Here is a 13,085-nt window from a genome sequence, read left to right on the forward strand (position 1 = left end):
TGTGGCCGACTCTCCTGACGATGCAGGAAGCGTGCTTACATCGCGTGACCGAATCTAGTCTCTCCGTGATCGACCTCGGCGGGCAGGGGGCCCGCCCGATGCGATGCGGAGGCGTTCATGACTCGTTCAGCGACGCGCCCCGGCCTGGTCTCCCTCGGGGCGGGGTTGGCCTGCGCGGCGGGCCTGCTGCTGGCCGGATCGGCCGCGAGCCTGGCGAGTGCGCAGGACCGGCCCGGCAAGGCCGGGCGGGCGGCCGTCGCCCCGCCCCGGATCGGCGTGCTGAAGGCCGGCGGCGACGCTCTGGTGAAGGAGGGCGAACTGTCGGCGAGCTGGGTGCTCGAGCACGACGGGGTCATCCAGATCGCGCTCGCGGGTGACCGGATCGGCGTCGTCACCGGGGACGGCAAGGCCTGGGTGAAGGAGGGCGACCTGTCGGCGAGCTGGGTGCTGCAGCACGACGCCGGGATCAAGCAGCTCGTGCTGTCGGGTGACCGGATCGGCGTCGTCACCGGGGACGGCAGGGCTCTGGTCAAGGAGGGCGGGCTGTCGGCGAGCTGGGTGCTGCAGCACGACGGCGGCGTCAAGCAGCTCGTGCTGTCGGGTGACCGGATCGGTGTGCTTACGGCGGACGGCAAGGCCTGGGTGAAGGAGGGCGGGCTGTCGGCGAACTGGGTGCCGGAGTACGCCAGCGTGAAGCAGCTCGCGCTGGCGGGCAAGCGCATCGGCGTGCTGCGGTCCGACGGCGTCGCCCTCGTGAAGTACGACGACGGCCCGTCGGCCACCTGGGCGACCGTGAACACGAATGTGAAGCAGCTCGTCCTGGCCGGCGACCGCATCGGGGTCGTCAGGAGCGGCGGCGCGGCTCTGGTGAAGGAGGGCGGCCGGCCCGCTCCGTGGGTGACCCAGAGCTACAACGTCCTCGAACTCGCGCTCGCGGGCAAGCGGGTCGGCATGCTCACGGTCACCGGCGAGGCGTGGGTGAAGGAGGGCGACCTGTCCGCCAACTTCTGGGGCGCGGACACCGGGGTCATCGACATCGCGCTGTCCAGCGGCACCGACTGAGCCGCACGTCCCCCGTCCCCGGGATCCGCGCCGCCGCGGATCCCGGGGACCTGCCCGGAAAGCCCCACTTGTGTCGCGAGCTCCCTTGGCGCCCGCCGGGCCCCACTAAGCTTGCGTGGTGATTTCTCGACACACCGGCGGGCGCGCATGACCTGGGTGGGAGTGGCGATCGCCCTCGTCGGCGCGCTGGGGTACGCCCTGGGCGCGGCGCTGCAGCAGTTCGAGGCGGTGAGCGAGGGGGCGACCCTCGCGCTCGTCAGAAGGCCCCGCTGGTGGATCGGCGGCATCATCGGTTTCACCGGGGCGTCGCTGCACGCGGTGGCGCTCAGCCTGGCGCCGCTCGTCGTCGTCCAGCCCGTGAGCGTGGCGACGCTCGTCTTCGCGGTGCCGCTCGCCGCCACCCTGCACGGAAGGCGCCCGCGCCGGGCCGAGATCGCCGGGTCGATCGCGGTGGCGGCAGGCCTGCTCGGCCTGATGCTGCTGGTCCCGGCGCACAATGTGACCCCGGTCCTGTCGGACGCGAACGCCATCGGGCTGATCGCGTGCATCGGCCTGGTGGTCGCCGTCACGTTCACCGCGGCGCGCTGGCTCAGGGGCCCGTCGAAGGCGCTGCTGATGGCGATCGGCGCCGGTGCGGTCACCGCGACCGTGTCCACGTTCGTCCGGGTCGTCGGCGGCGGGCTCGAAGGCGACCTCGGCAACCTGCTGCACTGGTTCACTCTGGCCATCCCGGTGCTGCTGGTCTGCGCCGTGGTGCTGCTGCAGAAGTCGTACGCCGTGGGCTACTTCGGCATCGCCTACGCCGGGGTCCAGGTCGTCGACCCCATCACCTCCGTCACCGCCGGGGCCCTGCTGCTGGGCGAGTCGCTGCCCACCGAAACGGACAAGGCGATCCCCGCGCTGCTCGCGGCCGCCCTGCTGATCGCCGGGACGATCACGCTCGGACGCCTCGCGCCCGACCATTCCAAGCGCGCCGCCGCACCGGCCGAGCCGGACAGGATCGGCGAACCGGTGGTCGCGTCCGAGGCCGCCTGAGCCGCGCGCTCCTCAGGGCCGCCAGTCGAAGACCGGGTCGAACTGCCGCATCGCGACGTTCGGCCCGAACCGGCCCGCCGCGCGCATCGCGCCGTCGCGGAGTGCGACGGCCAGCGGATTGCGCCAGCGGGTGAGCCGGCCGATCGCCCGGGACCGCCGCACGATCGGTGTCGTCCGCGCCAGCCGTTCCCGGCTGTAGGCGGCCAGCCCGGCGGCCGGATCCGCGATCGGAGACCCGTGCGGCGAGACGCGCTCGGCGAGCACGACGGCGTCCTCCATGGCCTGACAGGCCCCCTGCCCGAGGTTGGGCGTCATGGCGTGCGCCGCGTCGCCCAGCAGCGCGACCCGCCCCGCATGGAAGGCGGGCAGCGGCGTGTCGAGGCAGTGGACGTCGTGACGGAGCACGGCCTGCGGGTCCGCGGCGGCCAGCAGCGCGGGGATCGGGTCGTGCCAGCGGCCGAACAGCCGGAGCAGTTCCTCTCTTTCGTCCGTCGCGCGCAGCCCCGCGGGGACCGGCGCGGTGGCGTAGCAGTACACCTGACCACCCGCGAGCGGCATGACCCCGAAGAGCGGCCCCGCTCCCCAGGTCTCCGACGCGCCGGTTACCCCGGGCAGCGGCACGATCGCCCGCCAGCTCGTCACGCCCGCGTAAACCGGTGCGGGATGCCCGGGGAACAGGGCGGCGCGGGTCCGGGACCTGATCCCGTCCGCCGCCACGACGAGGTCGGCCTCGATCGTCTCCGCCGCCCCCGCGTCGCTCGCCGCCAGGGTGACGCGCCCGGTCGCGGGGTCGGCCGACTCGACGCGCGCGTCCACCCGCAGGGCTCCCGGCGGCAGGCGCTCGGCGAGGATGCCGACCAGCGACGACCGCGCGAGCAGCACGATCGGGTCGCCGTACCGCGCGGTGGCGTCCTCCGCGGTGGTACGCGACAGCCACCGGCCGTCCGGCACCCGGATGCCGCTGCGGCCCTGGATCGCGGAGAGCCTCCGGACCTCGTCGCCGACGCCGATCACGTCGAGCGCCCTGAGCGCGTTGGGCGCGACCGCCAGCCCGGCGCCCACCGGCTCGATCGACGCCGCCTGTTCGAGGACGGTCACCGACCACCCCTTGCCCGCCAGGGCGAGGGCCGCCGTCAGCCCGCCGATGCCCGCCCCGATCACCACCGCGTGCGCCATGCCCGCCTCCTCGTCACTACAGCCGTAGTAAGCGTACTACAGCCGTAGTCCGGCCCTACGATGTGAGGGTGAGCAGTCAGCGGGCGGTCCTCGTCGCCGACGCGGCCATCGCGATCCTGGCCGAGCGGGGGATGCGCGGCCTCACTCACCGGGCGGTCGACGAGGCCGCCGGGCTCCCGCCGGGATCCACCTCGAACCACGCGCGTACGCGCGCGGCGCTGCTCGGGCTGACGCTGGCCCGGCTCGCCGAGCGCGAGGAGGCCGTCTTCGCCGCCGTGACCACACCCGAGGCCGAGGTGTCCCGGGACGAGGTGGCGGATCTCCTGGCGAGGATGACGCACGCGGCGGTCACCGTGCACCGGGAGACCACGATCGCGCGATACGAGCTGGCCCTGGAGGCGACCCGGCGTCCGGAGCTGCGCAAGACCTACGACGAGATAGGGCGCCGCTTCCGCGAACTCGCCACCGCCGTGCTGGCCGCCGCCGGCTCGCCCGACCCGGTACGGCACGGCCGCCAGATGGTCGCCTACGTCGAGGGGCTGCTGTTCGACGCGGTCGTCGGCGCGGGCGGCGTGCCGCCTCTCGAAGATCTGGACGCCGCCTTCCGGGACCTGCTCCGCGTCGCCACGAGCATGTGACCTACCGGGCGGTCAGCAGGCGGGCGCGATGGGCGGGCCACTCGTCGTCGAGGATCGAGTAGAGGGGGCTGTCGCGCCACGTGCCGTCGGGGCGGCGGTACTGCCGCCGGAGCACGCCCTCACGCACGCCGCCGATGCGCTCGATGGCCGCCTGCGACCGCAGGTTGCGGATGTCCGTCTTGAGCACCACGCGGGCGAACCCGAGGGCGAAGGCGTGGTCGAGCAGCAGGATCTTGCACTCGGTGTTGACGGCGGTGCGCCAGTAGGCCCTGCCGTACCAGGTGGAGCCGATCTCCACGCTCTCGTCGAAGCCGCCGACGTCCCAGTAGCCGGTCGAGCCGATCGCCCGGCCCGTCTCCTTGAGGACCACCGCGAACTGCGTGGTGCGGGGATCGGCGAGCAGCTTGTCGACCATCCGGCGGGTGTCGTCCTCGGTCTCCGGCACGGGCTCCGGCCGGAACCGCCAGACCTCCTCGTCCTGCGCCGCGAGGAACAGGTCGGGCACGTGGCCGGGGGCGAGCGGCTCCAGGCGTACGACGCGGCCGTCGAGCACGGCCGGCGCGGGCATCTTCGCGGTCATGTGCACGACGCTATCGGCGACGTATCGTGCGAGCGGAGGGCCACTCGGACCCGATAGGGGACGACCACTTCCGGCTCTGTCGACACACATACCGGCTGGTCGGTATCCTTCCCCTGTGAACCCTGACCCGCCCGGCCTCGACCTCACCCGCCTCGCCGGACACCTCCAGCGGGAGGGCCTGACCCGGGGGCCTCTCACCGCCGAGCTGATCGTGGGGGGCAAGTCCAACCTGACGTACGTCGTCGGAGACGGCGAGAGCACGTACGTCGTGCGGAGGCCTCCCCTCGGGCACGTCCTGGCGACGGCGCACGACATGGGCCGCGAATACCGGGTCATGAGCGCGCTCCAGGACACCGGCGTACCGGTCCCGCGCACTTATCACCTGTGCCGGGACGCCGAGGTCGTCGGCGCACCCTTCTACGTCATGGAACACGTCCTGGGCGGGCAGCCGCCGCTCACCCCCGCCCTCGCCCACGGGCTGGTGGACGTGCTTGCCGCACTCCACTCGATCACCCCCGAGAGCGTGGGCCTGGGCGACTTCGGCAGGCCCGACGGCTTCCTGGAGCGGCAGGTCGCCCGGTGGAAGCGGCAGCTCGACGCCTCGCGCAGCCGCGAGGTGCCCGGCATCGACGACCTCTACGAGCGGCTCGCCCGGGACGTGCCCGTCTCCGGCCCGCCGGCGATCGTCCACGGCGACTTCAAGCTCGGCAACACGCTGATCGCCGACGGCGAGGTGCGCGCCGTGCTCGACTGGGAGATGTCCACGCTCGGCGACCCGCTCACCGACCTGGCACTGTTCCTCCTGTACGGCGAGGTCGCCTCGCTCGACCGCGGCTCGGCCGGGGAGGTGCCGCCCAGCTCCGAGCTGGCCGCCCATTACGGCGAGGCGTCCGGCCGTGACCTGTCCCGGCTCGGCTGGTACGTCGGCCTCGCCTGCTTCAAGCTCGCGGTGATCGCCGAGGGCATCCATTTCCGATACACCAAGGGGCTCACGGTCGGTGAGGGCTTCGCCGAGGTCGGCGACCAGGTCGCCCCGATCGTCGCCCGCGGGCTGATGGAGGTCTGAATGGATTTCGGGTTCGACGCGACCACGGAGCGCTATCGGGAGCGGCTGCTCGCCTTCATGGACGAGTGCGTCCACCCCGCCGAGCAGGCCTTCCACGAACAGGCGGCGGCCGGCGGGTGGAGTCCGCCGCCCCTGCTGGAGGACCTCAAGGCCGAGGCCCGCTCGCGTGGCCTGTGGAACCTCTTCCTCCCCTCTTCCGAAAAAGCAGGTGAACGCGGTGCGGGGCTGACCAACCTGCAGTACGCGCCGCTCGCGGAGATCATGGGCAGGTCGCCCGGCATCGCGCCGCCCGCCACCAACTGCGCCGCCCCGGACACCGGCAACATGGAGGTGCTCGCGGAGTTCGGCAGCGAGTGGCAGCGCAAGGAGTATCTGGAGCCCCTGCTGGCCGGCGAGATCAGGTCGGCCTTCGCGATGACCGAGCCCGAGGTGGCCTCCTCCGACGCGACGAACATCGCGACCTCCATCAGGAGGGACGGCGGGGAGTACGTCATCAACGGCCGCAAGTGGTACATCACCGGCGCGATGAACCCGAACTGCAAGATCTTCATCGTCATGGGCAAGACCGACCCGGAGGCGCCCAAGCACCGGCAGCAGAGCATGGTGCTGGTCCCGCGCGACACCCCCGGCCTGACCGTACGGCGCGGCATGACGGTCTTCGGCTACGACGACGCCGACCACGGCGGCCACGCCGAGGTGGTGTTCGAGGACGTACGGGTGCCGGTGGACAACCTCGTCGGCGAGGAGGGCGGCGGCTTCGCCATCGCCCAGGCGCGGCTCGGGCCGGGCCGCATCCACCACTGCATGCGGCTCATCGGCATGGCCGAGCGGGCGGTCGAGCTGATGTGCCGGCGGGTGCTGTCGCGCGAGGCGTTCGGCAAGCAACTGGCCAGGCAGGGGGTGATCCAGGACTGGATCGCCGAGTCCCGGGTGCGCATCGAGCAGCTGCGCCTGCTCGTGCTGAAGACGGCCTGGCTGATGGACACGGTCGGCAACAAGGGCGCGCACACCGAGATCCAGGCCATCAAGATCGCCGGCCCGGCGACCGTGGAGTGGATCCTTGACAAGGCCATCCAGGCACACGGCGCCGGCGGCCTCAGCCAGGACTTCCCGCTGGCGGCGCTGTGGGCGGGGGCGCGGTCGCTGCGGTTCGCCGACGGCCCCGATGAGGTCCACAAGCGGTCGCTGGCCTACCGCGAACTCAAGAGATACATGGGGTGATGTGCTGGTGACATGGGATGAGGCGTCGGTCGCCGAGCGGGCCAGGGCCTTCCTCGCGGAGCACGACCCGGCGGGCATGGACCGCCTGGAGTTCCTGCGCGCCCGGTTCGACGCCGGGCTGGCGTGGGTGCACTTCCCCGAGGGCCTCGGCGGGCTCGGCGCGCCCCGCGGGCTGCAGGCCGTGGCCGACCGGGAGCTCAAGGGCACGCCCGACAACCAGCCGGGCCGGATCGGCATCGGCCTCGGCATGGCGGCCCCCACGATCCTCGCCTTCGGCACCGAGGAGCAGAAGAGGCGCTTTCTGCGGCCGTTGTGGACGGGCGAGGAGGTGTGGTGCCAGCTGTTCAGTGAGCCCGGCGCCGGCTCCGACCTCGCCACGCTGGCCACCCGCGCCGTACGCGAGGGCGACGAGTGGGTGGTGGACGGTCAGAAGGTGTGGACGTCGAGCGCGCACACCGCGCGCTGGGCCATCCTCGTGGCCCGCACCGACCCGGACGTGCCCAAGCACCGCGGGCTGACCTACTTCGTGTGCGACATGCACGCGCCCGGCGTCGAGGTGCGCCCGCTGCGTCAGATCACCGGAGAGGCCGAGTTCAACGAGGTCTTCCTCACCGGGGTGCGGCTGCCCGACTCCCTGCGGCTGGGCGAGGTGGGCGACGGCTGGCGGGTCGCGCAGACCACGCTCATGAACGAGCGGGTCGCCATCGGCGGCACGCCGAGCCGTCGCACGATGATGGGCGTAGTCGCCGAGACCTGGCGTTCCCGGCCCGAGCTGCGCACCCACGACCTGCACCAGCGGCTGCTCAAGCTGTGGGTGGACTCGGAGGTCATGCGGCTGACCGCCGTACGGCTGCGCGAGCAGCTCGCCGCCGGGCATCCCGGGCCGGAGGGGTCGGGCATGAAGCTGGCCTTCGCCCGGCTGCACCAGGAGCTGTCGGGCCTGGAGGTGGAACTGCTCCGCGAGGACGGCCTGGCCTACGACGACTGGACGTTCCGCCGGCCCGACACGGTCGACTTCATCGGCCGCGAGGCGGGCTACCGCTACCTGCGCGCCAAGGGCAACTCGATCGAGGGGGGCACCTCCGAGATCCTGCGCAACATCATCGCCGAACGCGTCCTCGGCCTGCCCGCCGAGCCGCGCGCCGACAAGGACGTCGCCTGGAAGGACCTCCCCCGATGACGCTGCTGTACACGGAGGTGGAGGAGGAGCTGCGGGCCGCCGTGCGCGCCCTGCTCGCCGACAAGTGCTCCCCGTCCGCCCTGCTCGACCGTGCCTCCCGTACGGCGGAGTCGGGCACGCCGTACGACGCGGAGCTGTGGAAGGCGCTGGCCCGAGACATCGGCGTGGCCGGGCTGCTGATCCCCGAGGAGCTCGGCGGCGCCGCCTCCCGTGAAGGCGGCGCGTCGGCCCGCGAGGCCGCCGTCGTGCTGGAGGAGCTGGGCCGGGCCGTAGCTCCCGTGCCGTTCCTGAGCAGCGCCGTCCTGGCCACCCAGGCCCTGCTGACGGCCGCCGGGCAGAAGGCGCGCGGAGACGCCGCGGCGGAGCTGCTGGGACGGCTGGCCGCGGGGGAGGCGACGGCCGCGCTCGCGGTGTCGTTCGCCGCCTCGCCGTACGCGCCGCCGGGTCCGGTGGCGACGCTCGGCGAGGACGGCACGGTGAGCGGGACCGTGACCGGGGTGATCGGCGCGGAGGCCGCCGACGTCCTGCTCGTGCCGGTACGGCTCGCGCGGTCCACGAAGCAGGGCACCGGCCTGTGCGCGGTGGAGACGTCGCCGGCCGCCGGAGAGGCGGTGCGGGTGACGCCGGTCACCTCGCTCGACCTGACCCGGCCGGTCGCGACCGTGTCGTTCGACTCGGCGGCCGCCCGCGTCGTCGCCACGACCGACGGCATGGAGGCGCCCTGGGTGTGGGAGGCACTGGTGCGCGGCGCCGGGCTGCTCGCCTCCGAACAGCTCGGCGTGGCCGAGTGGTGTCTCACCACGACGGTCGCGTACGTGAAGGAGCGCAGGCAGTTCGCCCGGCCGGTGGGGTCGTTCCAGGCGGTCAAGCACCGGCTGGCCGACCTGTGGCTGGAGGTCGTGGGGGCAAGGGCCGCGGCCCGCGACGCGGCCGCCCGGCTGGCGGAGGCGCCCGCCGGGGGACCGCTGGGCGACGACGCGGCCGTGGCGGTCGCGGTGGCGCAGGCCCACTGCGGAGCGGTGGCCGTGCACGCGGCCGAGGAGTGCGTGCAGCTCCACGGCGGCATCGGGATGACCTGGGAGCACCCCGCCCACCTGTATCTCAAGCGGGCCAAGGCCGACCAGATCGCGCTGGGCACGCCGGGCGACCACCGCGATGCGCTGGCGGGCCCGGCGGACCTCCCGGCGCCCGCGTGAGCGGTGTTTCCGGCCTGATCAGGGCCGCAGCGCGTTGAGCAGGAGGTCGGCGAAGTGGCGGCCGACCTCCTGCCCGGTCAACGGGCCGTCGGGGTGATACCAGGTGCCGAGGTGGTGGACCGAGCCGAAGAAGAAGTCCACCACCATCTCGGCGGGGATGTCGCCGCGGAAGACGCCGTCGCGCTGCCCCTCGACGACGAGGTCGCGGAACCGCTCGTGGTAGCGGCGCCGCTCGGCCCGCACGCTCTTGTACGTCTCCGGCGCGAGCTGGTGCATGGACCTGAAGAAGATCTTGGAGTCGTCCAGGTTGTCGACCGTGGTCACCACCACGTCCGTCGCCGCCGCGTGCAGGCGCTCGGCCACCGGGCCCTCCGCGTCGGCGAACCGGTTGAGGCGCTCCATCTGCAGGCGCAGCACCCGGGCGTAGATCTCGTGGAGCAGGTCGTCCTTGGAATCGAAGTAGTGGTACATGGCGCCCTTGGTGACGCCGGCCGCCGCCACGATCTCCTGCACCGACGTGCTCTCGAAGCCCCGCTCGGCGAACAGGCGGGTGGCCTCGGCGAGCAGGCGCTGCCGCACCGGCTCCTCCAGGGACCCGCCGGCGGGGCGCTCCCCGTTCGCGAGATCCCCGGTTACGCGGCGCTCTCCAGCTGCGCGGCGGGCCATGCCGACCTCCTTCGTCTCTCGAATCAAGCATACCGACTGGTCGGTCAAGTGTCGGCACTGGCGTAACTGCGCTACTTCCCTCACCTTAGGAGGGTTGGGATTCCCGGTCGGGTATCCCGGAGTAAGCCGCATGCCTAGTGTGGGGGGTTCGCGTGCCCAATGGGTCCATTTACGTCCCGAGGGACGAGAAGTTCACCGGCGCATCGCCGCAGAACCTGTACGAGACGTTCTGGTACGCCGGCCGCAAGAACCGCATCCGGATACGGGCCGCCATCGCCTTCGCGGGGTTCGTCGTCGGCACCCTGGTGGGCCCGCGGCTGGGGCTGAACATGATCGCCGCCGGCCTCGGGCTGGCCGTCCTCGCGGGCGGCACCGACCTGTTCGTCGCCTGGCGCCTGCACGAGCGGACGGCCGTGTGGCGAGGCAAGCGCCGCGGCGAGGTGCGCACCGGGCGGCTGCTGCGTCTCGGGCTGCGCCGGCACGGCTACCGCGTGATGAACGGCCGGGCCGTGCCCGGCGAGGCGTCGATCGACCACCTCGTCATCGGGCCGGGCGGCGTCTGGATCGTGGACAACGAGGCGTGGTCGCCCGACACCCTGATCGCGCGGTACGGCGAGCGGTTGTTCTTCGACGAGAAGTTCGGCACCTCGGTCGCCAAGGGCCTGATCTCGGCCGCCGGGTCGATGGCCGCGCTGCTGACCAAGGAGACCGGCATCCAGATCTCGATCAATCCGGTGCTCGCCGTGCACGGCGGGAAGATCAAGGCCAGGGGCGGCGTGCTGTACGGCGAGGGGCTGACGGTCGCCTACCCGCGAAGGATCGCCCGCTGGATCCGCACCCACGGCTCCCCGAAGTTCACCGAGGACGAGATCGAGCTGCTGGCCCGTACGGCGGCCCGCATCCTGCGCCGCATGAGCTGAGAGCACGCGGACGCGGACGCGGGCCGGAATCGGGTCGGGCGAAGGGTCTCGATTCAGGCCAGGGTCTCGACGAACGCGGCGAGCTGGGCGACGTTGCGGCACTCGTGCATGGGGACGACCGAGCCGTACGACGTGGCGAGCGAGTCCCCGGTGTCCCACTGGGCCCGGGGCTCGGGGTTGAGCCAGTAGGCGTGCCTGGCCTGCCCGGCCAGCCGTTTCAGCGTGCCCAGCGCCGGGGCCTGGTAGTTGGACCGGGCGTCGCCCAGGATCAGCAGCGACGTCCGGGGGCCCACCGCGTCCGGGAACCGTTCGGCGAAGCGCTCGAAGACGTGGCCGTAGTCGGTGCGGCCGAACCTGACGATGTCGGCCTCCTCCGTCAGGCGGCCGATGGCGTCCAGCACGTCCGCGCCCGGGGCGAACAGGCGGGTGATCTCGTCCACGGTGTCCACGAACGCGAACGCCCGGACCTTGGTGAACTGCTCCCGCAGCGCGAACGTCAGCAACAGCGTGAAGTGCGAGAACGTGGAGACCGAGTCGCTGGCGTCGCACAGCACCACCAGCTCGGGCCGGTGCGGGCGGGGCGGGCGCAGATGGGTGGTGAGCGGCACGCCGCCCGTGGACAGCGACGCCCGCACGGTGCGCCGGAAGTCGAGCCGCCCGCGCCGCCCGCGCCTGTGCCGGATCGCCAGCCGGGTGGCCAGGCGGCGGGCCAGGGGATGGACCTCCCGGCGGAGCCGGGCCAGCTCGTCCTTGGTCGCGCGCAGGAAGTCGACCTGGTCGATCGGCGGCCGGACCGCCGACCTGGCGATCTTCTCGATCCCCGACTCCTCGGCGATCCTGCGGCGTACGTCGGTGGCGACGGCCTCGGTGAACGCCTCCGTGGTCCGTGCGATGTGCCGCCTGGCGACCTTCTCCGGCAGGCCGCCGCGCTCGTCGAGCATGGCGGTGAGCATCCGGGCCACCAGCGTCTCCGGCGACAGCGCGCGCAGCACGGGGAAGGAGAACCACGACTGCCTGCCGGGGGCCGCCTGGACCTGCCCGAATCTCCCGACCATGGCCCGGGCGAACTCCCGGAACGCGGGATCGGCCGGATCGCCCATCAGCAGCTCCGCCAGCCGCTCCCGCAGCTCGGGCAACTCGGGCTGCTCGGCGTCCGCGGCTTGCTCGCCGACGGCGGTGCCGTCGGCGGCGCTGATCACCGGCGGGAACCACAGGTCGAAGAGCGTGTCGAAGCCCGGCCGGTGGGCGGGCCGCTTCACCAGCGTCGCGGCGTACGCCTCGCGCAGTGTCTCCCGGTCGGCCAGGTCGACGACCATGAGCGCGTGGGCCGCGTCCAGTCCCTCGGCGGGGGAGACCGGCAGCCCGGCCGCCCGCAGGGCGTGGACGAACCCCACGTGCCGGTCCACGAGAGACGCCGGGGGAGTCATGACCGCGTCGGCAGGCCGAGCTCCTTGGCGGCCCGCACCTGGTCGGAGTTGTGCTTGAGCACCACGCCCAGCGTCTCGCCGATCAGCGCCTCGTCCAGCTCCGTACGGCCCAGCGCGAGCAGGGTGTGCGCCCAGTCGACGGTCTCGGCGATCGACGGCGACTTCTTCAGCTCCAGCCCGCGCAGCGTGGCCACCGTACGGGCGAGCTGCTCGGCGATGCCCGCGGGCAGCCCGGGCACCTGCGCGAGCAGGATGTCGCGCTCCCGCTCCGGAGTGGGGTAGCCGAGGTGGAGGTACAGACAGCGCCGCTTGAGCGCCTCCGACAGCTCGCGGGTCGCGTTCGAGGTCAGCACGACGTACGGCCGGCGCGCGGCGGTGATCGTGCCCAGCTCGGGAATCGTGATCTGGTAGTCGGACAGGATCTCCAGCAGCAGACCCTCGACCTCGACGTCGGCCTTGTCGGTCTCGTCGATGAGCAGCACGGTGGGCTCCTCGCTCCTGATCGCCTTCAGGAGGGGACGCTCCAGCAGGAACTCCTCGGAGAAGATGTCGTCCCAGGCGCCGTCGTCGGCCTGGATGCGCAGCAGCTGCTTCTTGTAGTTCCACTCGTACAGCGCTCGCGCCTCGTCCAGGCCCTCGTAGCACTGCAGGCGGATGAGCCGGGCGCCGGTGGCCGCGGCGACGGCCTTGGCGAGCTGGGTCTTGCCCACCCCCGCGGGCCCCTCCGCCAGCAGCGGCTTGCCCAGCGCCCCGGCCAGGAACACCGATGTCGCGATGCCGTCGTCGGCAAGGTAGTCGACGGCCGTCAGCCGCCCGCGGACCTCGTCAGGCGAGGCGAACCACATGTGCGCTCCAAACCGCCGATAACCGAATGATGTTCTACTCTAGCCCGATTTTGACCGCTCTGACGTGTGCGAT

13 protein-coding genes are annotated in these 13,085 nt (G+C 72.6%); 8 read left to right on the forward strand and 5 right to left on the reverse strand.

The features are described from left to right. Nucleotides 1-117: 117 nt before the first annotated feature. The gene (locus ACWEQG_RS18930) at nucleotides 118-1,062 is read left to right on the forward strand and encodes a hypothetical protein (RefSeq protein WP_452286229.1); all 945 of its coding nucleotides are present in this window, start codon (nucleotides 118-120) and stop codon (nucleotides 1,060-1,062) included. A 147-nt stretch (nucleotides 1,063-1,209) separates the two neighbouring features. Then, nucleotides 1,210-2,097, forward strand: coding sequence for a DMT family transporter (locus tag ACWEQG_RS18935; RefSeq protein ID WP_452286231.1), 888 nt, complete (start codon nucleotides 1,210-1,212; stop codon nucleotides 2,095-2,097). Between the two features lie 12 nt (nucleotides 2,098-2,109). On the opposite strand, the gene ACWEQG_RS18940 is transcribed toward ACWEQG_RS18935, so the two are convergent. Then, nucleotides 2,110-3,273, reverse strand: a complete 1,164-nt coding sequence (locus ACWEQG_RS18940; protein ID WP_452286233.1) for an FAD-dependent monooxygenase — start codon at nucleotides 3,271-3,273, stop codon at nucleotides 2,110-2,112. A gap of 68 nt (nucleotides 3,274-3,341) precedes the next feature. Between ACWEQG_RS18940 and ACWEQG_RS18945 the strand changes: the two genes are divergently transcribed. Continuing rightward, the gene (locus ACWEQG_RS18945) at nucleotides 3,342-3,911 is read left to right on the forward strand and encodes a TetR/AcrR family transcriptional regulator (RefSeq protein ID WP_363463013.1); all 570 of its coding nucleotides are present in this window, start codon (nucleotides 3,342-3,344) and stop codon (nucleotides 3,909-3,911) included. Between the two features lies 1 nt (nucleotide 3,912). Here the strand turns inward: ACWEQG_RS18945 and ACWEQG_RS18950 are convergent, their stop codons facing one another. Next, nucleotides 3,913-4,491 carry a GNAT family N-acetyltransferase gene (locus ACWEQG_RS18950; RefSeq protein WP_452286235.1) on the reverse strand — a complete coding sequence of 193 codons (579 nt, stop codon included), beginning with the start codon at nucleotides 4,489-4,491 and terminating at the stop codon, nucleotides 3,913-3,915. 115 nt (nucleotides 4,492-4,606) lie between these two features. Between ACWEQG_RS18950 and ACWEQG_RS18955 the strand changes: the two genes are divergently transcribed. Genes ACWEQG_RS18955 through ACWEQG_RS18970 form a run of 4 tightly spaced genes read left to right on the forward strand, consistent with a single transcriptional unit; the run spans nucleotide 4,607 to nucleotide 9,154 of the window. Beyond that, nucleotides 4,607-5,557, forward strand: a complete 951-nt coding sequence (locus ACWEQG_RS18955) for a phosphotransferase family protein (protein WP_452286237.1) — start codon at nucleotides 4,607-4,609, stop codon at nucleotides 5,555-5,557. Then, on the forward strand, nucleotides 5,558-6,778 hold the full coding sequence (locus ACWEQG_RS18960; RefSeq protein ID WP_452286239.1) for an acyl-CoA dehydrogenase family protein: 1,221 nt from the start codon (nucleotides 5,558-5,560) through the stop codon (nucleotides 6,776-6,778). It abuts the gene before it with no gap. A 7-nt stretch (nucleotides 6,779-6,785) separates the two neighbouring features. Further along, nucleotides 6,786-7,958, forward strand: coding sequence for an acyl-CoA dehydrogenase family protein (locus ACWEQG_RS18965; protein ID WP_452286241.1), 1,173 nt, complete (start codon nucleotides 6,786-6,788; stop codon nucleotides 7,956-7,958). Continuing rightward, the gene (locus ACWEQG_RS18970) at nucleotides 7,955-9,154 is read left to right on the forward strand and encodes an acyl-CoA dehydrogenase family protein (RefSeq protein WP_452286243.1); all 1,200 of its coding nucleotides are present in this window, start codon (nucleotides 7,955-7,957) and stop codon (nucleotides 9,152-9,154) included. Before ACWEQG_RS18965 ends, ACWEQG_RS18970 begins: the two co-directional genes overlap by 4 nt. Before the next feature lie 18 nt (nucleotides 9,155-9,172). On the opposite strand, the gene ACWEQG_RS18975 is transcribed toward ACWEQG_RS18970, so the two are convergent. Continuing rightward, nucleotides 9,173-9,820, reverse strand: coding sequence for a TetR/AcrR family transcriptional regulator (locus ACWEQG_RS18975; protein WP_452286244.1), 648 nt, complete (start codon nucleotides 9,818-9,820; stop codon nucleotides 9,173-9,175). 152 nt (nucleotides 9,821-9,972) lie between these two features. Between ACWEQG_RS18975 and ACWEQG_RS18980 the strand changes: the two genes are divergently transcribed. Further along, nucleotides 9,973-10,740 carry a nuclease-related domain-containing protein gene (locus ACWEQG_RS18980; protein ID WP_452286246.1) on the forward strand — a complete coding sequence of 256 codons (768 nt, stop codon included), beginning with the start codon at nucleotides 9,973-9,975 and terminating at the stop codon, nucleotides 10,738-10,740. A gap of 53 nt (nucleotides 10,741-10,793) precedes the next feature. Here the strand turns inward: ACWEQG_RS18980 and ACWEQG_RS18985 are convergent, their stop codons facing one another. Beyond that, nucleotides 10,794-12,167: a vWA domain-containing protein gene (locus tag ACWEQG_RS18985; RefSeq protein WP_452286248.1), complete on the reverse strand. Its 1,374-nt coding sequence runs from the start codon at nucleotides 12,165-12,167 to the stop codon at nucleotides 10,794-10,796. Beyond that, nucleotides 12,164-13,012 carry an AAA family ATPase gene (locus ACWEQG_RS18990; protein ID WP_452286249.1) on the reverse strand — a complete coding sequence of 283 codons (849 nt, stop codon included), beginning with the start codon at nucleotides 13,010-13,012 and terminating at the stop codon, nucleotides 12,164-12,166. Before ACWEQG_RS18990 ends, ACWEQG_RS18985 begins: the two co-directional genes overlap by 4 nt. Nucleotides 13,013-13,085: the final 73 nt, after the last annotated feature.

It is taken from the genome of Microbispora sp. NPDC004025 (genome assembly GCF_053604425.1).